The sequence below is a fragment of the Halobacillus litoralis genome (assembly GCF_020524025.1).
In the GTDB taxonomy this organism is placed as follows: domain Bacteria; phylum Bacillota; class Bacilli; order Bacillales; family Halobacillaceae; genus Halobacillus; species Halobacillus litoralis_D.
On the sequence record NZ_JAIVKN010000002.1, the window covers coordinates 652,094 to 674,711 of the forward strand.

19 protein-coding genes are annotated in these 22,618 nt (G+C 42.0%); 9 read left to right on the forward strand and 10 right to left on the reverse strand.

Annotated features, from left to right (window positions below; translation table 11 throughout):
• Positions 1 to 42: 42 nt before the first annotated feature.
• Entirely contained in the window at positions 43 to 1,275 is a 1,233-nt protein-coding gene (pepT, locus tag LC036_RS09750) for a peptidase T (RefSeq protein ID WP_226581578.1), read from the reverse strand.
• 181 nt (positions 1,276 to 1,456) lie between these two features.
• Between pepT and LC036_RS09755 the strand changes: the two genes are divergently transcribed.
• Both LC036_RS09755 and LC036_RS09760 read left to right on the forward strand, forming a co-directional pair.
• Positions 1,457 to 2,524 carry an AI-2E family transporter gene (locus tag LC036_RS09755; protein WP_226581580.1) on the forward strand — a complete coding sequence of 356 codons (1,068 nt, stop codon included), beginning with the start codon at positions 1,457 to 1,459 and terminating at the stop codon, positions 2,522 to 2,524.
• Positions 2,525 to 2,618: 94 nt separating this feature from the next.
• A complete protein-coding gene (locus tag LC036_RS09760) occupies positions 2,619 to 3,803 on the forward strand; it encodes an MFS transporter (protein ID WP_226581582.1) in 1,185 nt (394 codons plus the stop codon).
• Positions 3,804 to 3,886: 83 nt separating this feature from the next.
• Here LC036_RS09760 and LC036_RS09765 read toward each other — a convergent pair whose 3' ends face one another.
• Positions 3,887 to 4,726, reverse strand: coding sequence for a GNAT family N-acetyltransferase (locus LC036_RS09765; RefSeq protein WP_226581584.1), 840 nt, complete (start codon positions 4,724 to 4,726; stop codon positions 3,887 to 3,889).
• 116 nt (positions 4,727 to 4,842) lie between these two features.
• Here LC036_RS09765 and LC036_RS09770 point away from each other — a divergent pair, with 116 nt between their 5' ends.
• Positions 4,843 to 5,028, forward strand: a complete 186-nt coding sequence (locus LC036_RS09770) for an SE1832 family protein (RefSeq protein ID WP_226581587.1) — start codon at positions 4,843 to 4,845, stop codon at positions 5,026 to 5,028.
• Positions 5,029 to 5,070: 42 nt separating this feature from the next.
• On the opposite strand, the gene LC036_RS09775 is transcribed toward LC036_RS09770, so the two are convergent.
• Positions 5,071 to 6,921, reverse strand: a complete 1,851-nt coding sequence (locus LC036_RS09775; protein WP_226581589.1) for a cation:proton antiporter — start codon at positions 6,919 to 6,921, stop codon at positions 5,071 to 5,073.
• Between the two features lie 344 nt (positions 6,922 to 7,265).
• Between LC036_RS09775 and brnQ the strand changes: the two genes are divergently transcribed.
• On the forward strand, positions 7,266 to 8,582 hold the full coding sequence (gene brnQ, locus LC036_RS09780; RefSeq protein ID WP_226581591.1) for a branched-chain amino acid transport system II carrier protein: 1,317 nt from the start codon (positions 7,266 to 7,268) through the stop codon (positions 8,580 to 8,582).
• A gap of 55 nt (positions 8,583 to 8,637) precedes the next feature.
• On the opposite strand, the gene LC036_RS09785 is transcribed toward brnQ, so the two are convergent.
• From LC036_RS09785 to LC036_RS09800, 4 genes are all read right to left on the reverse strand, one after another.
• On the reverse strand, positions 8,638 to 9,489 hold the full coding sequence (locus LC036_RS09785; RefSeq protein WP_226581593.1) for a transglutaminase family protein: 852 nt from the start codon (positions 9,487 to 9,489) through the stop codon (positions 8,638 to 8,640).
• Positions 9,490 to 9,514: 25 nt separating this feature from the next.
• Positions 9,515 to 10,483, reverse strand: a complete 969-nt coding sequence (locus LC036_RS09790; RefSeq protein ID WP_226581596.1) for an alpha-E domain-containing protein — start codon at positions 10,481 to 10,483, stop codon at positions 9,515 to 9,517.
• On the reverse strand, positions 10,476 to 11,936 hold the full coding sequence (locus tag LC036_RS09795) for a circularly permuted type 2 ATP-grasp protein (protein ID WP_226581598.1): 1,461 nt from the start codon (positions 11,934 to 11,936) through the stop codon (positions 10,476 to 10,478). Before LC036_RS09795 ends, LC036_RS09790 begins: the two co-directional genes overlap by 8 nt.
• A 211-nt stretch (positions 11,937 to 12,147) precedes the next feature.
• The gene (locus LC036_RS09800; RefSeq protein WP_226581600.1) at positions 12,148 to 13,083 is read right to left on the reverse strand and encodes an NADP-dependent oxidoreductase; all 936 of its coding nucleotides are present in this window, start codon (positions 13,081 to 13,083) and stop codon (positions 12,148 to 12,150) included.
• Between the two features lie 114 nt (positions 13,084 to 13,197).
• Here LC036_RS09800 and recQ point away from each other — a divergent pair, with 114 nt between their 5' ends.
• The 3 genes from recQ to kynB all read left to right on the forward strand — a co-directional run bounded on the left by recQ (position 13,198) and on the right by kynB (position 17,374).
• A complete protein-coding gene (gene recQ / locus LC036_RS09805; RefSeq protein WP_226581602.1) occupies positions 13,198 to 15,339 on the forward strand; it encodes a DNA helicase RecQ in 2,142 nt (713 codons plus the stop codon).
• Between the two features lie 121 nt (positions 15,340 to 15,460).
• Positions 15,461 to 16,741 (forward strand): kynureninase, encoded by a 1,281-nt coding sequence (gene kynU, locus LC036_RS09810; RefSeq protein ID WP_226581604.1) that lies wholly within the window; start codon positions 15,461 to 15,463, stop codon positions 16,739 to 16,741.
• 12 nt (positions 16,742 to 16,753) lie between these two features.
• Positions 16,754 to 17,374, forward strand: a complete 621-nt coding sequence (kynB, locus tag LC036_RS09815) for an arylformamidase (protein ID WP_226581606.1) — start codon at positions 16,754 to 16,756, stop codon at positions 17,372 to 17,374.
• A 47-nt stretch (positions 17,375 to 17,421) separates the two neighbouring features.
• Here the strand turns inward: kynB and LC036_RS09820 are convergent, their stop codons facing one another.
• The 3 genes from LC036_RS09820 to LC036_RS09830 form a co-directional block, all read right to left on the reverse strand.
• Positions 17,422 to 18,948: a BCCT family transporter gene (locus LC036_RS09820; protein WP_226581608.1), complete on the reverse strand. Its 1,527-nt coding sequence runs from the start codon at positions 18,946 to 18,948 to the stop codon at positions 17,422 to 17,424.
• Positions 18,949 to 19,094: 146 nt separating this feature from the next.
• On the reverse strand, positions 19,095 to 19,265 hold the full coding sequence (locus tag LC036_RS09825; RefSeq protein ID WP_226581610.1) for a hypothetical protein: 171 nt from the start codon (positions 19,263 to 19,265) through the stop codon (positions 19,095 to 19,097).
• Positions 19,266 to 19,323: 58 nt separating this feature from the next.
• The gene (locus LC036_RS09830) at positions 19,324 to 20,802 is read right to left on the reverse strand and encodes a phytoene desaturase family protein (protein WP_226581612.1); all 1,479 of its coding nucleotides are present in this window, start codon (positions 20,800 to 20,802) and stop codon (positions 19,324 to 19,326) included.
• Between the two features lie 118 nt (positions 20,803 to 20,920).
• Between LC036_RS09830 and LC036_RS09835 the strand changes: the two genes are divergently transcribed.
• Both LC036_RS09835 and LC036_RS09840 read left to right on the forward strand, forming a co-directional pair.
• Positions 20,921 to 21,469, forward strand: a complete 549-nt coding sequence (locus LC036_RS09835) for a sigma-70 family RNA polymerase sigma factor (protein ID WP_226581614.1) — start codon at positions 20,921 to 20,923, stop codon at positions 21,467 to 21,469.
• The gene (locus LC036_RS09840) at positions 21,451 to 22,596 is read left to right on the forward strand and encodes a hypothetical protein (RefSeq protein WP_226581616.1); all 1,146 of its coding nucleotides are present in this window, start codon (positions 21,451 to 21,453) and stop codon (positions 22,594 to 22,596) included. Before LC036_RS09835 ends, LC036_RS09840 begins: the two co-directional genes overlap by 19 nt.
• The last annotated feature ends 22 nt before the right edge of the window (positions 22,597 to 22,618 follow it).

The window sequence follows — 22,618 nt, forward strand, 5'->3', positions numbered from 1 at the left end:
ATACAATGATAAACAAACGTTTGATTAAATAGACAGGCTTTATCAATGTTCACTTTCCGCTCCGAACAACCTGGCTATTTCGACAATGACTTTTGATGATTTTTCCATATTATCTAAAGAGATGTATTCGTATTTGCCATGGAAATTCTCTCCACCTGTAAAAAGGTTCGGCGTCGGCAGTCCCATATAGGAGAGCTGTGAACCATCCGTCCCTCCCCTTATGGGCTGCACAATCGGATCAATTCCCTCCGTTACCATGGCTTTATGGGCAATATCTACAATATGCTGAACCGGCTTAATTTTATCCCCCATATTATAATATTGATCCTCGACCGTAAGGGAGACCCTCTCTTTCCCATATTTATTTTTGAGTTCATCAGCCATAGATTCCAGGCGTTCTTTTTTCTTTGCAAATTCACCTTTGTCGTGGTCCCTGACAAGATAAACCAGTTCAGCCTTTTCGACGTCACCTTCAAACGAATGTAGATGATAAAAGCCTTCATATTGTTCTGTATGCTCAGGTGCTTCCTTTTTTGGAAGACCTTCCTGAAACTCAATCGCTAGCTTTGCAGCATTCACCATCTTATTTTTAGCTGTGCCGGGATGGACACTATGACCATAAAAGGTTACTCTGGCTGTCGCGGCATTAAAACTTTCATATTGAAGTTCACCAAGAGGTCCTCCGTCAACAGTGTACGCATAAGAAGCTCCAAATCGCGCAACATCAAATTTGTGTGGTCCTCTGCCAATCTCTTCATCAGGTGTGAATGCCACCCGGATAGGACCATGTTTAATACCAGGATGTTGAATGAGATAATTCATTGCTGTCATGATTTCTGCAATGCCCGCTTTGTTATCCGCTCCTAATAGAGTTGTCCCATCTGTTGTAATAAGTGTATGCCCTTTATATGCAGACAGTTCAGGAAAGTCAGATGGATTCATGTGAACTTCTTCGTTTAATAGAAGCGTTCCCCCGTCATAATCCTCCACTACTTGAGGGTTTACCCCTTTTCCTGTGAAATCCGTCGCGGTGTCAATATGAGCTAAAAAGCCGATTGTCGGTACTTCTGCATCTGTATTTGAAGGCAGGGTAGCCATCACATAAGCATGTTCATCAATGGTAACATCACTCATGCCAATCTCTTTTAATTCTTCCACCAGTTTATGAGCAAGATCCCATTGCCCTTTCGTTGAAGGAGTGTGATCACTGTTTTCATCAGATTGTGTATCCATTTTTACATAACTTGTAAAACGGTTAAGTAATTCGCTTTTCATTTCCCTTCCTCCTCAAGTCCTGCTTCTATTTTCAGTTTATTCGTCCTCTGATTAAAAGTAAATGTATTGCTTCCCAACCGATATTTGGTATTCTTAAAATAGTCCATACATAAATACCGTTGACCATGCTCCTCACCCTCAATGACGGAGCATAATCTCACATAAAAAGGTGTGTCTATTGTTGATTCATAAAAAATGGTTCCAAGCTATCGTAACAGCTATCCTGCTGTCGCTGCTTATTCTTCTGCTTAACCAAATTCATTTCTTCTTTGAACCGGTCCTTATTTATTTAGGAGCGATCGCTGTTCCCTTGATCGGAGGCGGCATCCTTTTTTACATCTCGCGCCCGCTTTTAATCACATTGGAGAAATACCGCATCCACAGAATACCGGGAATTTTGATTATCTTCCTTTTGTTTCTATTTCTGGGCTTCTTAATAACGCAGTTTATCGCACCGATTGCGCAGGAACAATTTACTAAACTGGTTAATAACATTCCTGATATGGCCGATATGCTCGTAGACACTGTAACCTATTGGCAGCAAAATCAAGACATCATCCCAAGTCAATTCAATGGGACCATTGAAAATGTCGCCAATAACTTAGAAGGTTATTTACAGGATGCTTCTAAAGTCATTATTAATGTAATCAGTCAGCTGATTGGTTTTGTATTTGCCCTTGTCCTTATTCCATTCTTCCTTTTCTTTATGTTAAAAGATGGAGATAAGTTGATCCCGTTTCTTAAACAGTTCTTGAATGACCGGGCAGCAAAGAGTTTCGAAAAGTTAGCCCGTTCCATTGACCATACTCTGCATGCATTTATCCTTGGACAGATGACTGTCAGTATAGTTGTAGGGTTATTGTTATTAGTCGGCTATTTAATCATCGACCTGAATTACGCGCTGACCTTGGCCTTATTTGCCATGATTATGAACGTCATCCCATTTGTGGGTCCATTTCTTGCCGTCATTCCAGCCATTCTTGTAGGTCTTTTTCAAAATCCGATTCTCGCTGTGTGGGTAGCTGTTATTACAGTAATTGCCCAACAATTGGAAGGAAACTTTGTATCACCAAATGTCATGGGTAAAGCTCTTAATATCCACCCTTTGACAATTATTACACTGATCCTTGCTGCAGGAAGTCTGGCAGGCTTTCTCGGTCTTCTTTTTGCAATACCTACCTATGCTGTTGTTAAGACAATCGTCAGCCATTTTTATAACCAGTGGCTGGATAGAAAAACAGCAGAATAATAGGATGGCAGAATGCTTCAAACCACCCGCTATTTTTATAATAGTGGGTTTGTTTTTTGATTTTCTTATCTGTTAGAAAGTGAGTGATACCAGTATGCCACAGCCTAAGCTATGGACTTGGCCGTTTATATTTTTGATTTTAGCCAATCTGTTTACTTTTATGAGTTTTCAAATGTTGCTCCCAAACCTCCCGCCTTATATTGAATCGATCGGAGGAAGCAGTCTCCAGATAGGTCTGATTACAACAACATTTGCTTTTGGAGCGATTATCATTCGTCCAATGATCGGCCACCTCCTATTGACGAGGCCAAGAAAAGTGCTCGTCCTGAGCGGGGCCTCTGCTTTGCTCATCATGACCATTCTTTACCCCATTACACAGGTGGTCGTGATTTTATTGATCATCCGATTTATACATGGACTCGCATGGGGCTGGTCAACAACAGCTAATGGTACAGCAGCGGTGGACCTTGTTCCAAGAAAGAGAGTCGGAGAAGGGATGGGCTACTTCGGTTTATCTGTTACTGTGGGAATGATTATGGCTCCAAGCCTCGGAATCTACCTTTACCAGAATTATTCTTTTAACCTGCTTGTTTGGATCTCTGCAGCTCTTGGCATCGTAGCCATTCTGCTGTTCACCATTACGCGCTTTGTTACTCCACCACAAGTGTATAAGAGTCAGGAAGACCCTCCCGTCTTTTCATATACCGGTTCACTTATTGAAAAGAATAGCTGGTATCCCGCTCTTGTAACGATACTGACCACCTTTGGATATGGGGCAGTGGTTACCTATATCGTGATATTTGGGAATGAACAAGGACTTTCTGGAACTTTCCTATTCTACTTTTCCAACGCTTTGACAGCTACGATCTCACGTCCAATTACAGGACGGTACTTTGATAAAAAAGGTCCTTGGAAACTCATCATCTTTTGCTCTTTTATCTCTTTCACAGCCATGTGGGTACTGGCTACAGCAAGTTCTAACCTTCACTTAGTGATTGCTGGTGCTTTATTTGGTGCTGGATATGGTTCCATGATGCCTGCCCTTCAAGCGTGGGTTATTTCAAGAACAACCATCGAGCGCAGCGGCATTGCCAATGGCATGTATTATTCGTCCATTGATTTAGGGATCGGATCAAGTGCTCTTGTCCTGGGCTTTATCTATCAGTTTGTTAACACAGCCGCATTATTCAAAATTTCAAGTTTCTTATTCATTGCCGTTATGGTTTTAACGATAGTAGATATGTACAAGCAGCAAGAACCATGGCAGTCACCTCAATAAATAAACAAACGCACCCTGCAGGATGGGTGCGTTTGTTTTCCTTCTAAAGTAAGATGTTCTGAATTTAACCTCTGTCGTATAGATCATCCGTAATGATACACAACCGATTCTCCTATTTGTTGATAGCCAATTTTTTTATAGATAGAATTGGATGTTGGATTTGCTAAATCTGTATAGAGAGAACAAAAGTTAAACCCTTCTTCTAATAATAGAGCGGACAAATGCCAGACGGCTTGAGAAGCATAGCCATTCCTCTTGTATTGGTCAGGCGTGTAAACCGCGTTAATGGTTGCCCCGTTTTTTGTTGTTCTTGCCCTGCTCACCATAGAAACCGGAGTATCATCGACAACCCATAAGTATATGCGGCCATCCTTAATCAAACCTTCTGTTATCTGTACCGCTTGTTTACACACCATTCCCTCTTCTGTCTCTATTCCATACTGGTACATCCAACCTTTTAACAAGGAAGCGTGACGAACATCAGCTTTAACCAATTCTCCTCTTTGTTTTTTTATCGGCTGCAGCTGATCTAAACGGTGTATCCCCTGTTCCATTTGTAAAACAGCTGTTTTCTTCGTTAACGCTTCCCACTCACTTAAGAACCACCCTACTACATTCGTTTCCCCTAAAATGCCGGGAACCTCATACTGATGGTTCCGTAAGTACATAGCGAACTCTTTTATATGTTTCTTCGCAGCAGTCGACATAGACGGCAGGATCCACAAGTGAGGAGGTGTCCTCATCGACATGAATAAAGGTTGATTATTCTCCGTTATATGGATAAGGTGGCATTCTTCACTGTTTGACTCCTGCATACGTTCCAATATTCCAAGAGGCAGGTTATTTTCTGCTTCTCTCTCTAAAAGTAATGCCTCGACTTCTTTTTTAAAAGCACCGGCGTCTGTTCCATATACGATTGTCATACGATCCCCCTCCTTTTTATTCATGCTCATTTTTGATAAAATTCTGAATATGGAATAGTTTCCTATATTATACGTTCCCTCATATCAGGGGACAAGATAAGAAAGGAAGGAAAAAAATGAGCAAAAAAGATATCCAGGACCAGATCACCTTCTTAAAAGCAGATTACATTCGAATTCAGGGTGATTTAGATAAGTTAGAAGCGGCTGGAGGCAACATTCAAAACGCCGAAAAACAGCTGGCACGAATGGAAGAAGAGTTAAAAGATTTGAATAAACAGCTTGCGTCAGCTGAAAAAGAATAGAAATTAGAAAGCGGAGGCGCCTTAAGGTGCCTCCGCTTTTATTTACTCTTTCTTTTCTTGATTTCTCCTCTGCCCCTCCAGCTTCTCCTGTATCTTTTCAAACTCTTTACTTGGGGGCATTAAAGAAACAATCACATCCCCATTTTCAGCGCGGAAATCAACTTCAGGGGTAAAGAACTCAACCTTTCCTGATGATCTCTTAGCAAAAAGAAGCATCGCATGTTCATCACTATTTTCCATATAATCCTCAAACGTATACTGTTCTGTCAGATTCGTTTTACGGAATACATAGCCGTTCTCAACGCGCGCATTTAACTCTTCCCATGAAGCACCTTCCTCAAAGAGAATGCGGCCTCCAATCGTATGAACCAAGTCCTCAAGGTTATCCCCTTCCTTGTTACTTAGACTCAGTTGAAAAGAATTGTTCCTTCCGAATTCAGGAACAAACGTCGTACACACAAGGGCGTTATATGAGTCCAGTTCAGTAGCAGCGATTAAATACTCATAGGGAGTCATATCCAGATAATATTCTGTCTGCTCAGATAAGATTTCACCATGATAAGACTCAATCCCCCGCGAGCGCGCCCGCGAAAGCCTCTGCCAGGACGAATCTGTCAGAAGTACAGGAATATTCAAATCTTCCAGCGTTTTCGCAAGTCCTGTACTGAACGCACTTCCACCTGCGATGAGTACCCCCGGAGGTCCTTCCATAGATAACCCAAGCTTTTTAGCAAGCCAGCCAATTGAAAAGCCATGGGCGACTACCGTTGTAAATACTAGTGCAAAAGTAAGTGATATTAAGATTGACGCATCCTCGTAGCCATCTTCTAATAAGATGCTTGCAAAATAACTTGCAACAGTTAAAGCTACAATTCCTCTTGGAGCAATCCATCCAACCAGCAGCTTTTCCGATTTAGATAAATCTGTCCCTATTGTAGATAGAAATATCGACAACGGTCGAACAATAAAAAGCATTAAGATAACAAAGCCGATAATTTGAATATTAAAAATTTCTACAAGCGTTTCAACCGTTAGAGAAGCAGTCAGCATAACAAAAATTGTTGATATTAATAATAAAGAGATATTTTCCTTGAAATGTCTCATATCTGCTATAGAGGAGATGTGCATGTTGGCGATAGTCATTCCCATCGCTGTGACAGACAGCAATCCTGTTTCATGCATAATTTCATCCGCTACGGTAAAGCACGCTATGACCACAGCAAAGACCACAGGCGATTTCAGAAATTCAGGGACGTACCCTGTTTCAAACATCCACCCAATCCCTTTCCCGCAAACCCAGCCAAGAAATACAGCAAAAGCTGAAGCAAGAAAGAACATTAGGAGTGCAGACGGATCATTAACTGTTAGAAAAAGGATAATTTCAAAAGCAAAAACAGCCAGCAATGCACCAATGGGGTCAACAATAATCCCTTCCCACTTTAAAATCTTAGCCGGCCTCGGTTTTAACTTAGCCTGACGTAATAAAGGAAGAATTACAGTAGGTCCCGTAACAATGAATAACCCTCCGATGGTAAAGGCAACGGCCCAGGATAATCCCGCTACATAATGAGCTGCAAAGGAACCCAAAATCCAGCTTAGGAAAGCGCCGATCGTAACAATACGGAAGACCGGTCTCCCTAATCCTTTGACTTCTTTGAAATCCAAATTCAAGCTTCCTTCAAATAAGATAACAGCCACCGCCAGCGATATAATCGGTTTGTACAAATCACCGAAATCCTGTTCTGGGTTCATCAGACCAAAGACCGGGCCCGCAAGCAGTCCGGCAATGGACATGACAACAATTGCAGGCAGACGGAAACGCCAGGCAACCCATTGAGAGCCGACTCCTAGAAATCCAATAAGCATGAGCTGTAACAAGAGCGAATCAATCATGATCATTTCTCCTCGTCTTCAAAATATATGTAAGGAATTCACACATGCATAGACATATTCTATTCCCCGCTTTCCCTCTTGTAAACAAACTTAATTACCCTCTGACACATTTTAAAACCATAATCTTACGTCTTCTACATGGAAAACATAACCTTTTTAAATTTTCTGAGAAAGGATTGACATCATTATTTCACACTGATAGTATTACTGCGGTGCGTATAGAAAATTCAAAATATAAATGATAAAAATTAATCCTGATCGCTTCCGGAAAGGTTGCTTCCCTTCTGGATAAGAGCGATTTTTTTTACGCAGAATAAAAAGACATCTAAGAGGAGGAGCACGTTATGAAAGCCAGAGATACCCTGTTTGTTGGTTTCACTTTATTTGCATTATTCTTTGGTGCTGGAAACTTAATTTACCCTGTCTCCTTAGGAATAGAGTCAGGTACTTCTTATATACCCGCTATTATAGGATTCGTAATCACTGGAGTAGGTATACCGATTATTACTGTAGCTGCTGTCTCCCTATTTCAAAATGGCGCGGTTCAATTAGCCGGCCGGGTCCATCCTAAGTTTGGCCTTTGGTTCACGGCCATGGTCTACCTGGTAATCGGTCCTTTTTTTGCCATTCCCAGGGCTGCGAACGTAGCTTTTGAAACAGGTGTGGCTCCATTCATTGGCAAAGGGTCCATGACTCTGTTTCTGTTTACCGTTTTATTTTTTATCATTGTCTATTGGTTGAGTCGAAACCCTTCTAAATTGGTTGATCGTATCGGCCAGTTTTTAACACCTGCTCTTTTCCTTGCCATCGTAGCACTGGTGGTTGGAAGTTTCTTTATGCTCAACGGTCCCATTCAACCGGCTGGAGAAAAATACGAATCCCAGCCTTTCTTTACAGGTTTTATTGAAGGATATTTGACGATGGATGCTATTGCTTCACTTGCGTTCGGTACAATTGTCGTCACTTCTTTCCGTGATCGCGGAGTTACAGGTACAAAGCAATTAACAATAAGCACGTTGAAAGCTGGACTAGTTACAGCTCTAGGCTTGGCAGGTGTGTATGTTTCGATCGGATGGATCGGAGCAAAAATGGCAACAGAAGGTTCTTATGACAACGGAAGCGCCATCCTTTCTAGTGCCTCTCAAATCATGTATGGTGATGTCGGTACTATCTTACTGGGGGGCATTGTAGGGTTAGCCTGTCTAACGACTTGTGTAGGATTAACGGTTGCCTGCGGCCAATTCTTTTCCACACGGGTATCCGGGTTATCTTACCAAACCGTTATCTTAATTGTTACCGTGCTTAGTTTTGGAATCTCTAATGTAGGATTGAACCAAATTATTTCTTATTCTGTTCCTGTCCTTGTCTTCTTCTATCCAATTACAATTGTACTCGTTGCATTAACATTTATAAGCCGATTCTTTAATCATTCCCCCTATGTTTATAGAGGAGCTATTTCTCTCACAGCGATTATTGGTCTATATGACGGAATGGCAGCGTTCGGGACTGACGTTTCTTCTCTTACACCTATGATTAGTCAGCTGCCATTATATGAGCTGAATCTGAGCTGGGTGGTTCCTGCTTTAATTGGCGGCCTCATCGGCTGGCTGATTCAATTCGTTAAAGGACATCCGAAAGCATCAGAAAGCTATCAAAATTAACGGCATGTTTATTAAAAACCCTCTTCTTAAAGAAGAGGGTTTTTCATTTATTTCACTATTTTTCCAGGAGAGTCACACTTACTTTCACATCTAAATTTTGTCCTCCGCCTCTGTACACTCCTTGAAGGGGACTGACATCAGCGTAATCCCTTCCCGTACCAATTCGTATATGCTGCTCCAAAGCTTCCACATTATTCGTAGGATCAAGCCCTATCCAGCCTATACCAGGGACCATAACTTCCACCCATGCATGAGTTGCTGCATCCCCAATAAGTGCGGAGTCTTCTCCGACATAGAGGTAACCACTGACATAACGTGCGGGTATACCCTGTGATCTTAATACTCCGATCATTATATGGGCGTAATCTTGACAGACCCCTGATCGTAACGGCCAGGACTCACAAGCTTTCGTGTTGACTTGAGTGGTGGTGGTATCATAGATAAAGGATTGATTGATGTACTCCATCAGCTGTAATGAAAAACGCACGGGATCCTGAGCCTCACCAATAATATCCCTTATTTCTTCAATCTGCTCTTTATATAAGAAAGTATAAGGCGTTTCATTCAAATAAGCTAAATAGTGACGACGGAACAACTCCGAGTGGAAAATCGACTGCATTTCATCTGAACATGGGATCATTCGAATGAAAGGACTTTTCTGAATGCTGACGGTTGAAATGGTTTTTAAGGTCAAATGCTGGTGCTTCTCAGGTATGAAGAAGGTTTCCACATGATTTCCCCATAGATCTATATGTTCCTTTGTCATTGATCCCGGGGTTATTTCTGTACGATAAGCCAACAGACGTTGACATTCATCTGTCCTCGGTTTCAAGCGGATGTGATTCATGCTTTGATCCACAAAATTCTCATAAAAAAAGGTATTGGTGTGTTCAATTTGGTATTTCACAAGGTATTCCTCCTGTATTTCTCCCCTAATTCACGCGGACCGGCTCAATAAGGTAGTACGTTTCAGAGAACATACGGCTGAGTGTCATGCAGCGATCCTGGAAATGATCTAAAAACTCCATCAGACTTTCCATTTCCATCTCCTCAATATTCGTTCTGGAAATTTCATCTTCTATTAATTCAAGCATTTGGAAGAGGTCTTCTGAATAATGAGAGACTTTTCCTCCTTCGAGTTTATGAACTGCCTCTAATACGTGTTCCATACAATAGCGGATAGATCTTGGGAATCTTCCTTCCTTAATTAAGAAGCTGAGCACTTTTTCAGACTCCATTGTCGGAGGGTGCTCTTTAATATAGGCATCATATCCATTTAGAAACTGAAGAGCTGTCAACCAATAATAATATTGGTTCGTAGAAGTTGAAGCACTGGCCTCTTTTTTATATTTTTCACATGTGACGTTAAGGATCCGGGCGGTTTTCTCTGCCCTTTCCAGCCACTTCCCAATCTTAATCATAGTATACGGCGTTCCACGGCTCATACTTGATTCAATGACGCCTTGTGACGTCATCGAAGTCTTGATGACTTTGTCTAAGTAGGCCTGTGTATGCTCTCTGGTATTAGGGAGCTCCTGCCAGTCTTTCTGGTCCAGGTGAAATTCATTCAATACTTCCCAAAGTCCTTCTGGTAAAATCTCTCTGGTTGACCGTGCGTTTTCGCGGGTATAATTCATACAGTTCATCAATGAATTCGTATTAAACGGACTAATGGTTAAGTATTGAATTAAAGTTTCTCGATCCAGCCGCTCATACAAGTTGTAATAGTCAGATGCTGACGCACATACTTCCAGAATCTCTTCCCAATCACGGTCTGCTACTTCCTGACTGGACGTCTCAAGCATATGGATGAGCTGAACCCTGAGTACTCTCGCATTGTTTTCAGCTCTTTCAATGTTACGGGACATCCAATATAAAGAATCCGCTACACGACTAAGCATGAAAATCACCACCTTCTGAAAGTATCCATGTATCTTTCCCTCCTCCACCCTGAGAGGAGTTGACGACTAATGATCCTTCCTTAAGAGCTACACGGGATAACCCGCCAGGTAGAACATTGGTTGTTTCTCCGTTCATAACGAAGACACGCAGATCTACGTGACACGGATAGAACCTGCCCTCCTGGTAAGCGGGCGCTCTGGATAGTTTAATGGTTGGCTGCGCAATATACTGGCTGGGCTTCTCTATAATCTTCCGCTTAAATTCCTCGCGCTCACTTTCTTCTGATTGTGGTCCAATCAGCATATCGTACCCCCCGGAAGCACCGACATTTTTGATTACCAGTTTGTCAATGTTCTCCAACACGTAGTCCAGTTTTTCTGGATCACTCAAGAAGTAAGTTTCAACATTCGGGATAATCGGTTCTTCATCCAGATAGAAGCGGATCATATCAGGAACATAGACATACATTGCCTTATCATCTGCCACCCCGTTACCAATTCCATTCAGTATCGATACATTCCCCTTTTTGTACGCCCTCAATAAACCGGACACGCCAAGCGCCGAATCAGGACGGAAAGCTTCGGGATCAAGAAAGTCATCGTCAATTCGACGATAGATGATGTCTACCCGTTTCAGCCCGCGGATGGTTTTCATATAGACAACATCATCCTTCACCGTTAAGTCCCTGCCCTCAACGAGTTCTATTCCCATCTGCTGTGCTAAAAACACATGATCATAATAAGCGGAATTGTAAATTCCAGGCGTCAGCAATACGGCCGTAGGGGACGATGTCACATCAGCATTTTCTGGTAAATGGCTGATGACAGAACGGTGCAGTTCGGATATTTGATGTTCCAGAGTCTCAATCGAGTGCTGGAAGAATAATTCCGGGTATACCTGTCTCATGACATATCGATTTTGGAAGACATAAGACATCCCGGATGGGTTTCTTAAATTATCTTCAAGAACACGGTAATCCCCATTCTCATCGCGGATTAAGTCTACACCTGCAAGAAAGATGTGATTATTTAAAGGTACCTTTAATCCACTGACCTGCTTCTTATAGTAATAAGGGTTGTTTTCAATAAGATCCCTTGGGATTATACCCGCTTCAACAATTCTCTGTTCATCATAAACATCATCTAAGAAGTGATTAAGTGCTGTCATCCGCTGTTTCATACCTTTTTCAATCTTCTCCCAATCATGCCTTGGAATAATAATAGGTACGAAATCAAAAGGCATCGTCCTCTCTGTTCCACCTGTATGGTTATAAACAGTAAAGGTAATCCCTTGACGAAGGAAGTTCAGTTGAGCTGTTTCATGCTTATTCATTAAATCTCTCTCAGAAAACTGATTAACCAATTGATAAAACCATTGATAATGCCTTTTGGGCTGACCGTCTTGTTTCATCATCTCATCAAAGAAAGTGCCGGTTTGATAATTAGTTAACAAAATCTCTCCTCCATTCCAAACATACTATTAATCTTCTACCCTTAGTTTACTCCAGCTACGCATAAATTGTAAGAAAATTAAAAAATCAAACGAAAGTCTCCTTTATCTACCCATGCTTTTTTCATTATGTATGTAAGTTATTACCGGGATCTGCAGGATAATAAAAAACTCAGGTCTCTCTAAAATAGAGACCCGAGTTTACCTCTTTTTTCTATTTTATTTTAATTACAATTTTCCCTTTTGCATGGTGGGTTTCGCTCAAATCATGTGCATCCTGCAGTCCTTCTGCAGAGAAATTAAACTGATGCCCGATCACAGACACTAAATTTCCTTCTTCCATCATTTGAGCCAGTTTCGTTAATTTCTCTCCATCCGGCTCCAACCAGACAAAACCTGCGTTCACCCCATGTTCATCAGCTAGCTTATCTTCTGGAGGCTGGACAATGGACGGAAGGCTCCCCCCTTTTTTGAGGATCCCAAAACTTTTTTCCTGAATCTCTCCACCAAGTGTATCAAGAACGATATCATAATTGCTCAATTCATCAGCAAAGTCTTTCTCTTTGTAATTGATAAACTCATCAACCCCAAGTTTTTCAACCCATTCTTTATTCTTTCCACTTGCAGTTGTTGCGACGTAGGCTCCCATGTTCTTCGCTATTTGAATAGCATAATGGCCAACACCCCCGGATCCGGCATGAATCAATACTTTATCGCCTTCTTTTATGTCAGAGAAGTCAACAAGACACTGCCAGGCCGTTAAACCTGCAAGTGGTACAGCAGCCGCCTCTTCAAAGGAAACATTCTCAGGGATATGAGCAAGAAGATGTTCATCAACCGCTGTATACTGCGCATAGGTTCCCAAGCGGGTTGTATCTGGACGAGCAAACACACGGTCGCCAGCTTTGAAGTTTGTCACCTTATTTCCTACATCCGTTATCACTCCTGCTGCATCCCAGCCTAAAATGATGGGGAAATCAAAGTCGAGCATTTCCTTCAAGTATCCTTCCCTTACCTTCCAATCTATAGGGTTAATGGAAGTGGCATGTAATTCTACAACCACTTGATGATCACCCGGGACTGGGCGGGGCATTTCTTTTTCAATTAATTGATTTTTATCACCATATTGTTCAATGACAATTGCTTTCATGATGCGAACGTCTCCTTTCTTTACTTACAGACAAGATTAGTTTTCCCCTCTATTTTCACGTGAAACATGATAAGATGTGAAAAGAAGAATGACTACGCAAAAAGGATGATCACGATGATAGAAAAGGCAGAAAAAATTCTGCAGCAATACTATGGCTATTCCTCTTTCCGGCCAGGACAAGAAGAAGCCATCCTCCATGTGTTAGAAGGGAGAAACACCTTAGCCGTCATGCCGACAGGGGGAGGCAAATCGCTTTGTTATCAGATTCCCGGTCTCTCTCTCGATGGAACAGCGGTGATTATATCCCCTCTTATTTCCCTTATGAAGGATCAGGTGGACGCGCTGCTTTCCTATGGAATTGCTGCCACTTATATCAACAGCTCCCTTTCTGCTGAGGAGCAGCATCAGCGTCTGCGCGATATGAAAAGTGGCCGTTACTCATTTGTCTATGTTGCTCCTGAACGCTTTGATTCGCCGAATTTCCTTTCTGCGTTGAATAGTATACCGCTTTCTTTAATTGCTTTTGATGAAGCTCATTGTATCTCTCAATGGGGTCATGATTTCCGCCCAAGCTACCGCTCCATCGTCCCTACATTGAAGAAGGTTTCCAACCTGCCTGTGCTGATGGCTTTGACAGCCACAGCTACACAAGAGGTCATTAAGGATATAAAACAGCTCATTGACGTATCGGAAGAAGATGTAGTCAATACAGGGTTTGCACGTGAGAATCTCTCCTTCCGAATCATTAAAGGACGGGATAAACGTGAATTTATCGACGAATATCTAACTAAAATCCCAAACGAATCGGGGATTATATATACAGCAACGAGAAAAGATGCCGATCAACTCCATTACCTTTTGACTAAAAAAGGGTTTTCTGCCGGCAAATATCATGCCGGGATGACCGAACACCAGCGTAAACAATCACAAATGGACTTTGTGCAGGATGAAATCAAAACCATGATTGCCACCAATGCTTTTGGAATGGGAATCGATAAGTCAAATGTCCGTTATGTGATTCACTATGCCATGCCGATGAATATTGAATCCTATTATCAAGAAGCAGGACGTGCAGGACGAGACGGTGAACCAGGAGACTGCGTTTTACTATTTTCAAGCCAGGATATTAACCTTCAACGCTTTTTAATCGACCAGTCTCCTTCTGAAGAGAAGAAGAAAGATGAATATGTAAAACTGCAGGCTATGGTGAATTACTGTCATACGCACACCTGCCTGCAACAGTTCATCCTTGATTATTTCGATGATCCTACTGCTCCTGAACCTTGCGGAAAATGCTCCAACTGTACTCATGAGGGTGAAGAGCAGGATATGACAAAAGAAGCGCAGATGGTGCTTTCCTGTATTAAAAGAATGGGCGAGCATTTTGGGGCGGGTTTAACCGCTAAAGTTCTTAAAGGATCTAAAGATCAAAAGGTAAAACAGTTTCGATTTGACACGTTATCTACTTACGGAATCATGAAAGGCTACACGGAGAAACAATTGACCCGTTTTATTCATTTCCTGACAGCCGAAGGCTACATTTCTACAGGACAAGGAAAGTATCCTGCTTTACAGCTTACAAAAGAAGCTGTTTCTGTAATCAAGGGAGATCAGCCTGTCATTATGCTTGTTGAAACCACTACGGCCAGACAGGAGCTTAATTATAATGAACAGTATTTTGAAGAGCTTCGTCAGTTAAGGAAAAGAATGGCTGATGAAGTCGGACTTCCCCCTTACGTTATTTTTTCTGACGCTACATTAAAGGAACTAACGGTATACCTGCCAGAAACAAAGCAGGAAATGCTGCAGATAAAAGGGGTCGGAGAACAGAAGTGGGAGCAATACGGAGAAACCTTCCTCCAATTCATCCGCCCATGGGCAGAAAATGCAGACAGTAAACCAAAACCTGTTCGGCCTTCGGATGCTTCCATGGCATCAAAAAAAGACCCATGGGAAGACCGTCCAAGCTACATGATTACGTATGAGCTTTGGGATGAGAAATCCATGTCCATCCAAGAAATCGCTGAAGAAAGAAACATGAGCCCTCAAACCATAGAGAATCATCTCTTCCGAAGCGCCAAAGAAGGAAAAGATATTCATTGGCCCCGGTGGTTTAATGAAGAACAGGAAGTACAAGTGCTGCAGGTCTACGAACAGTCCGAAGATCGAAAGTTGAAAACTATAAAAGAACAGTTACCTGAAGATTATACGTATTCATTGATTAAAGCCGTCCTGGCCAGGCATCATTTAAAATAATCCTGCTCAGAACCAAAGATGGGCCTTCCATCTAAGAATGTTTTGGAATATCGCCCTGCTGTGCAATGTTAGAAAGTCATTCCAGAGGTAAACACGAGCCTTTATGTAAGGAGGAATTTTGATGAAACGGCATTTTTGGACCAGAGAAAAAGTTCAGCAGTTAGATAAAGAAGATCCTCTGCACGCATATAAGAGTGAATTCCACCTTAAAGATGGGCAGTATTATATGGACGGAAATTCACTGGGTCTTCTCTCCCGCAGAGCGGAAAACTATCTATATACAGCATTGGAAGATTGGAAAACACAAGGCATCGGAGGATGGACAGAAGGGCAGGAACCTTGGTTCTACATGTCTGAAAAAATCGGAGAGATGACCTCTCCTTTACTTGGTGCTGAGCCGGAAGAAGTGATAAATACTGGATCTATCACGACAAATCTCCATCAATTATTAGCGACTTTTTATAAACCGGAAGGAACGCGGACAAAGATTATTGCGGATGAGCTGAATTTCCCTTCAGATATTTATGCCTTGCAAAGTCAAATCCTTTTACACGGACTTGATCCTGAGGAACATCTCATTCGTGTGCAAAGCAAGGATGGCTACACATTAGATGAGGCTGAAATAATCAGGCATATGGATGAGGATACGGCACTGGTCCTTCTCCCTTCCGTACTTTATAGAAGCGGACAGCTGCTTGATATTCCCCGCATTACAGAAGCAGCACACAAAAAAGGGATTCTGGCAGGGTTTGATTTAGCCCACTCTATAGGTGCTGTACCCCATACCTTAGACAAATGGGGTGTGGATTTTGCTGTCTGGTGTACATATAAGTATCTCAACAGCGGGCCCGGAGGTGTAGGGGGGCTTTATGTCAATCAGAAACATCTTGGCAGAAAACCAGGCTTAGCCGGTTGGTTTAGTTCCAATAAGGAGCAGCAGTTCGATATGAGCCACCAATTATCCCCCTCTTCTACAGCAGGCGCTTTCCAGATTGGCACGCCGCACATTTTAAGCTCTGCTCCTCTGCTTGGTTCACTGGAAATGTTCAATGAAGTTGGAATTTCAGAGGTAAGGAAAAAATCTTTAAAGCTTACAAGGCTGATGATGGAAATGATTGAACAGGAACTCTCCTCTTTTCATTTTCAAATCATGAACCCTTCCGAAGACGACCACAGGGGCGGGCATGTTTGTTTAGTCCATAAGGAAGCAGCAAGCATCTGCAAAGCATTGAAACAAGAATCGGTTATACCGGATTTCAGGTCCCCAAATGTTATCCGCCTTGCACCCATTGCCTTTTATACTTCCTTTGAAGACGTGTTTCATGTAATTCATGTATTAAAAGATATCATGATAAATGAAAAGCATAAGGCGTTTAAAAATGAACGCGATATTATCGCTTAAGGAGGAATGTACATGAAATGGATTGATATTAGTATGCCCTTAAACAATGCAACTCCCCCCTGGCCGGGTGATGAGCCATTTCACTACAGCCTGACGTATTCCATGGATGAAACTGGTTCTGTGAATATAGGTCAATTCAGAGCCAGCAACCACATCGGAACACATGTGGATGCCCCCTTCCACTATGACTCAGAAGGAAAGAAAATAGCCGATCTTCCTGTTGAACGGTTTACAGGGAAAGCTCTTGTCCTTGCGATGGAAAACCAACCAACAATTACAAGAGAAGATTTACAGCACATCAATTTTCAGTCTGTAAGCAAAGTCTTATTTAAGACGAACAGTTGGAACGACCGGACGTCTTTTCCTGATCATTACACAGTAATTGGAGAAGGAGCCGCCTCTTATCTTTCAAGCCAAGGAATCAATATGATCGGAATGGACACGCCATCTGTTGATCCTGAAACCAGCAAAGACCTACCTGGTCATCATTCATTATATAAACACGACATTCTCATCCTGGAAGGTATTCAGCTCAGTCACGTATCCCCGGGTACTTATGAGTTGATGGCGTTTCCTTTAAAGATGGAACAAGCCGACGGAAGTCCTGTCCGGGCTGTTCTTCGGGAAATTTAACACAAAAAAACCGGCGCAGTAAAAAGCGCCGGTTTTTATATTTGTCATTATTTTTTTGTAATTCGTTGATCAATCGCCATTTTTTTAGCTACTTTTGGAGCAAGCCAAATCATAGGCAGCAGTAACAGCGAAACGGGTACAGCTGTAACGACGATAAAGTTTTGAAGCTGAGTAATTCCGCTATCTCCTGTGATTAATAAGATAATCGCAATAGATCCCATTAAGACAGCCCAGAAAACTCGAAGCCAGCTTTGCGGATTCCCTTCACCAGTAACAGCCATAGCAATAGTGTAAGACATAGAATCACTGGTAGTTACGACAAACAGAATCGTCAAAATCAAGAACAATGGAGAAACGATTTCTGCGAGTGGGAACTGCCCGGTAATCGCAAACATGGCTGCCGGGTTACCTGCTTCATTTAACGCATCAGACACAGACCCTGGGTTGTTCAGTTCGAAGAAAATTCCCGAACCGCCGAGAACTGTGAACCAGAACGTCGAGATAACAGGTGCAAAGATTGAAATGGCTACAATAATTTCACGGATCGTCCGCCCTCTGGAGATTCTACTGACAAGAATAGCCATCATTGGACCATATCCAATAAACCATCCCCAGAAGAATACTGTCCAAAGGGATAACCAGCCTTCATCCCCACGATACGTGCTCATTGGAATAAACTGATCTACATAGTAACCAAAGCCCGAAAGGAAATGATCAATGATAAATCCACCAGGACCAAAGACGACAATAAACGCCATTAAAATAATCGCAAGACGAACGTTAAAACTACTCAACATTTGAATGCCTTTGTATAAACCAGATACAGCAGAAATGGTTGAAATAAGTACAACAGCTAAAATAATTGTGAATTGAGTGCTGAATTCATTCGGTATACCGAAGATTTCCTGCAATCCATAACTCGCCTGAAGACCCAAAAATCCAATTGGACCAATCGTTCCTGCCGCTACAGCAATAACAGAGAAGGCATCAATCAGCGTTCCTAACCAGCTGTTTCTCAACTTCTCTCCAAAAATAGGATAGAGCAGTGTGCGTGGTTTCATCGGCATACCTTTATGGTAGTGGCCATACATCATAACAATAGCACTGATCGTTCCAAGAATAGCCCAGGCAAGGAAGCCCCAGTGCATAAAGCTTTGAGCAAGTGCTGGATTAATCGCTGCTTCGGTTCCTGCTTCAATACCTGACTGATGCGGAGGAACGGTTAAGAAATGCCACATGGGTTCCGCCGCAGCCCAAAATACGCCGCCGCCAGCGAGAAGGGTTGCCATGATAATGGACAGCCACTTATAAAGACCAATTTCAGGCTTATCCATATCCCCCATTCTAATCTTTCCATATTTAGAGAAAGCGAGCCAAAGTCCAACGAAAAATGTAGCCAGCATAAGAATCTGCCAGAAGGCTCCAAAATATTTCGCTGACCAGGCGAAGCTTTTACTCACCAATGTTTCAATTAAGTTAATATCAATAAGTGCTACAACGACGAAGAGAACTAATAAACCTCCGCTAATTGCAAATACCGGCCAGTCAATCCGGCCTGATGTTTTGTTATCCATGTTTGTCTCCTTTAAGTTCATACTTTGTTGTTAGGCATGTTTGAATGCACAATAAATGACTCTAACACTAATCTTATTATGGTGTAAAGACAAATGGTTTATGCTGTTGAATGACTCATAAAAGAAGGCCACCATACGTGACCCTCTTAATCGTCGATTTTTTCGACTTTATGATCTTCCTGTCTCCGTTGGCATTCTTTACACAAATTCAATTCCTCTTCCACTTTTGTCGCAAGGGGCTTTCCGCATCTGGAACATTCATCATAGCTGTTGGGATTTGCCTGATACCCATTGGTGTCAAAGCCTTGTCCGTACATTGAAATTCACTCCTTTCTACATCCTTAAACTTCTTATTCCCTAAACTCTTCGTACTAATCACCGCGATATTTCTTTGGATACCATTAAACCAGATAAAGTTACCCCGAGCGTTCCTGCACCTGGAAAAACTGTATCCCCGCACTGGTAAATACCAGAAATCCCCGTTCGGATAGAATAACTGTCTGCCCAGCTGTACTTTCCTGTAGGTGTATACCCCCCTACTTTCCCTTCTTTTCTGCGCAGCCATTTGTTAAACGTTACCGGTGTGCCGGGAAGCACAAGATCCAGGTTGTCTTTAAACGACGGGAAATAATGATGGATGGTATGAAGAAGTTTTTCTTTCATTTGTTCTTTGTCTGCTTCGTACTGTTTTGAATTCCACCACGGTTTTACAGATGTATGTGTCGAAATCGTAAAGGACCTTTTTCCTTGAGGAGCCATCGTTGAATCACCCGGGTGTGATAATGAAAGAAGAAACTGCCCGCCATCATGGAGGTCATCCGGGTGGTCCGGGTCAATAAATTGATGATACAAAACATCCGTATCTTCAAATACTGTGTGGTTGACCCCCCCATGAATAATATACGCTCCCCATGCTTCCTTTTCTTTTTCATCAGAGGAACGAATATAGGACTGTTTACCTAGTTCTTCAGATAACGTATCATGTAGATTATGGACAGAATTATTCAGCACCACTTTTTTTGCTTGAAATTCTTTGCTTCTTTTTGATTTCAGTGTGAAAAGAGATCCCTTTCTTTCAACTGAGTGGATTGGATGGCGCAGGAAAATTTCACCTCCGTCAGCCCGCGTATAGTCAGCTAATCGTTCGGCGATACTCGCAAGCCCCCCTTTTACCGCAAAGGCACCTTTATGGAACGTCTGTAAGGCTGCACATCCCAGGAAAGCAGGACAATACTCAACACTCGTTTGAACACTATCCATCAGTTCTCCATTTAAAAAGATCCGAAAAAGCCGATGGTCTTCTAAGCCATATCTTTTTAATCGGTCTTCGACTGTCTGAGTCATAAAAGGAAGAAGCTTCACTGAAGACTTATTAATAAGTGGGAGTAATCGAACCATATCTTTCATTGTTCTTGGAGGAAAAACAGGTAAACGGTGGGTCAATTCATCTACAGCAGCCCCTACCCTGAAAACTTCTTGATAAAATTCTTGAATAGAAGAGGCTCTTGTTCCAAAAACCCTTTCGATTTCCCGATACCATTTTTCAGGTTTACGGTAATAATGAATGGTCCGATCCGGCATATGGATATCCATAATCGTATCCAACAGGTGCATCTCTGGTTTAGGTAATTCTAAACGCTGAAATAAACGATCAAAGACACCACCTTCTTCAAATCCCATACCCACCGTCGCACCTGATTGAAACCGGTACCCTTCTCGTTCAAACTTTCCTGCACTTCCTCCTAATTCATTAGAAGCTTCGAACACAGCGACACGGTGACCGTTTTTTGTAAGATCTGCAGCAGCCGCCAATCCTCCAAAGCCTGCCCCTACAATTGCAACATCATAAACCATCGGTTCACCTCCTCTTTTCTTTTCCCCCAAACAAAAAATTTTAAATAAATTTCTGCCGATTGCAGACCCTGGATACTTTCCAAACGTCTAATTATATGAGAAAGGAGAGATGTAGACGGTGACCGGGAACCCAAACGATACCTTCACACGTGATGAAGCTGTTGAGTTCATTATGAACCAATACGGTGAGTCGCTTAAACGAACCATCTATACATATGTGAAAAACTACCATACAACGGACGACATCTTTCAAAACGTTCTTATCCAGATTTACCGGAAGTGGGATCAATTTAACGGTCAATCCCATATAAAAACATGGTCGGTACGTATTGCTATTAATCAATGCAAAGACTACCTCCGCTCTCCCCTTCACCGTATTAAATTGGTCAGAAACAAATGGCTGGATCAAAAAGACCCCCACCAGATTGAGCATACAGTCATGCAAAAAGAACAGTGGAACGAAATTGCAAACGCTATTTTACAACTACCTATTAAATACAGAGAAGTCATGATTTTGACATTTCAACAAGATATGACTCAAAAAGAGATTGCTGAAGTGACAAACACAAATGTGTCTACAGTAAAAACTCGTATGCAGCGCGCCAGGCAGCTGGTGAAAGAACAAGTAGATGAGGGGGTGCTGGATCCTTGGATCATCAACGAGTAAAAAAAGCCCTTGACCGGCAAATCAGTGAGCGCCCCTTATTTACTAATAAGGATAAAGAGCGCTTTTATAAAAAGAAGACACACCCCGACCGACATTCCTTTTTTCACTTACCGAAGCTGATAACGGCTTTATTTGCTCTATGTATCGCAGGGGCATCAATTTACGTCTTCCATTCCGATCACCCATTTCAGAAATCAGAGCCAGTCAATGTAGAGGAAACTCCTTCTCCCTCTCCTAATGAGGTTGAAGATATATCCCTTATTGAAAAAATTGATGAATTGAAACACTTACTTTTGAATGTGCCCGCACAGGAAGACGCAGCTGCGCTCATTGAGCGCTATAACGGTATAGAAGTGATGGCGGATTCAACAACCAGGATTGAAGATGGAAATGAGCTTAATCTTTTGAAGCAATCCTATGCCTTTACAGAAAATACAATTGACCCTTTATCCTTTCAGTCAGACTGGCCTCCCTCCATTCAAAGTTTTCAAAGGGAGGATTTAGATCTTGCGCTGAATTTAGAATGGATTGATCAGGAGGATCAACCGCTTCACCTTGCTAAAGCTGAACTCTTCTACCTAGCGGAGAATGGCGAAGAAATAGTAAAGGAACTGTTCAGTTTATATTCTATGAAGCACGATTTCAAGAAAGTGTCCGGTGTCAATCAACCTGTTATTTTGGATGATTTAATCTTATCCTCGATTGGTCGTTCTCTTAATAAAGATCCAGATTCTCTTACGAAGGGCGACCTTTTAGAACTTGAGAAACTTACGATTAATGGGAGCCATTTAAACGGCATCTATGATGTCAAAGGAGATTTGGAGTATTTTGAAGCAATGAAATCACTGAGAGTTTTGAAATTAAATCAAGCCATTATGAAAGACACCGTATTCAAAAAGATCCCCAGTTTAGAACAGCTGACTTTCATAGGGCCGACAGTCCTTGATCTAAGTAGTGTACAGGAAGGCTTACAAAACCTAAGGTACCTTAACATCATGAATTCTTCTTTTAATGGTACAGCTGAAGATATTCTTAAATTAGAATCTCTTAATATTGTAACGCTCGATCCAACCGTTGTTCCTGAATATGAGAAGCTGCAGTTTGAAGGAATTGATGTACGCTGGTAATTCATAGAAGAAGCCTGAAAGA

Bases quoted from the DNA above. Each gene is read 5' to 3' on its own strand.
- pepT (WP_226581578.1), bottom strand. From the start codon at position 1,275: ATGAAAAGCGAATTACTTAACCGTTTTACAAGTTATGTAAAAATGGAT.
- LC036_RS09760 (WP_226581582.1), top strand. From the start codon at position 2,619: ATGCCACAGCCTAAGCTATGGACTTGGCCGTTTATATTTTTGATTTTA.
- LC036_RS09765 (WP_226581584.1), bottom strand. From the start codon at position 4,726: ATGACAATCGTATATGGAACAGACGCCGGTGCTTTTAAAAAAGAAGTC.
- LC036_RS09770 (WP_226581587.1), top strand. From the start codon at position 4,843: ATGAGCAAAAAAGATATCCAGGACCAGATCACCTTCTTAAAAGCAGAT.
- LC036_RS09775 (WP_226581589.1), bottom strand. From the start codon at position 6,921: ATGATTGATTCGCTCTTGTTACAGCTCATGCTTATTGGATTTCTAGGA.
- brnQ (WP_226581591.1), top strand. From the start codon at position 7,266: ATGAAAGCCAGAGATACCCTGTTTGTTGGTTTCACTTTATTTGCATTA.
- LC036_RS09790 (WP_226581596.1), bottom strand. From the start codon at position 10,483: ATGCTTAGTCGTGTAGCGGATTCTTTATATTGGATGTCCCGTAACATT.
- LC036_RS09800 (WP_226581600.1), bottom strand. From the start codon at position 13,083: ATGAAAGCAATTGTCATTGAACAATATGGTGATAAAAATCAATTAATT.
- recQ (WP_226581602.1), top strand. From the start codon at position 13,198: ATGATAGAAAAGGCAGAAAAAATTCTGCAGCAATACTATGGCTATTCC.
- kynU (WP_226581604.1), top strand. From the start codon at position 15,461: ATGAAACGGCATTTTTGGACCAGAGAAAAAGTTCAGCAGTTAGATAAA.
- kynB (WP_226581606.1), top strand. From the start codon at position 16,754: ATGAAATGGATTGATATTAGTATGCCCTTAAACAATGCAACTCCCCCC.
- LC036_RS09820 (WP_226581608.1), bottom strand. From the start codon at position 18,948: ATGGATAACAAAACATCAGGCCGGATTGACTGGCCGGTATTTGCAATT.
- LC036_RS09825 (WP_226581610.1), bottom strand. From the start codon at position 19,265: ATGTACGGACAAGGCTTTGACACCAATGGGTATCAGGCAAATCCCAAC.
- LC036_RS09830 (WP_226581612.1), bottom strand. From the start codon at position 20,802: ATGGTTTATGATGTTGCAATTGTAGGGGCAGGCTTTGGAGGATTGGCG.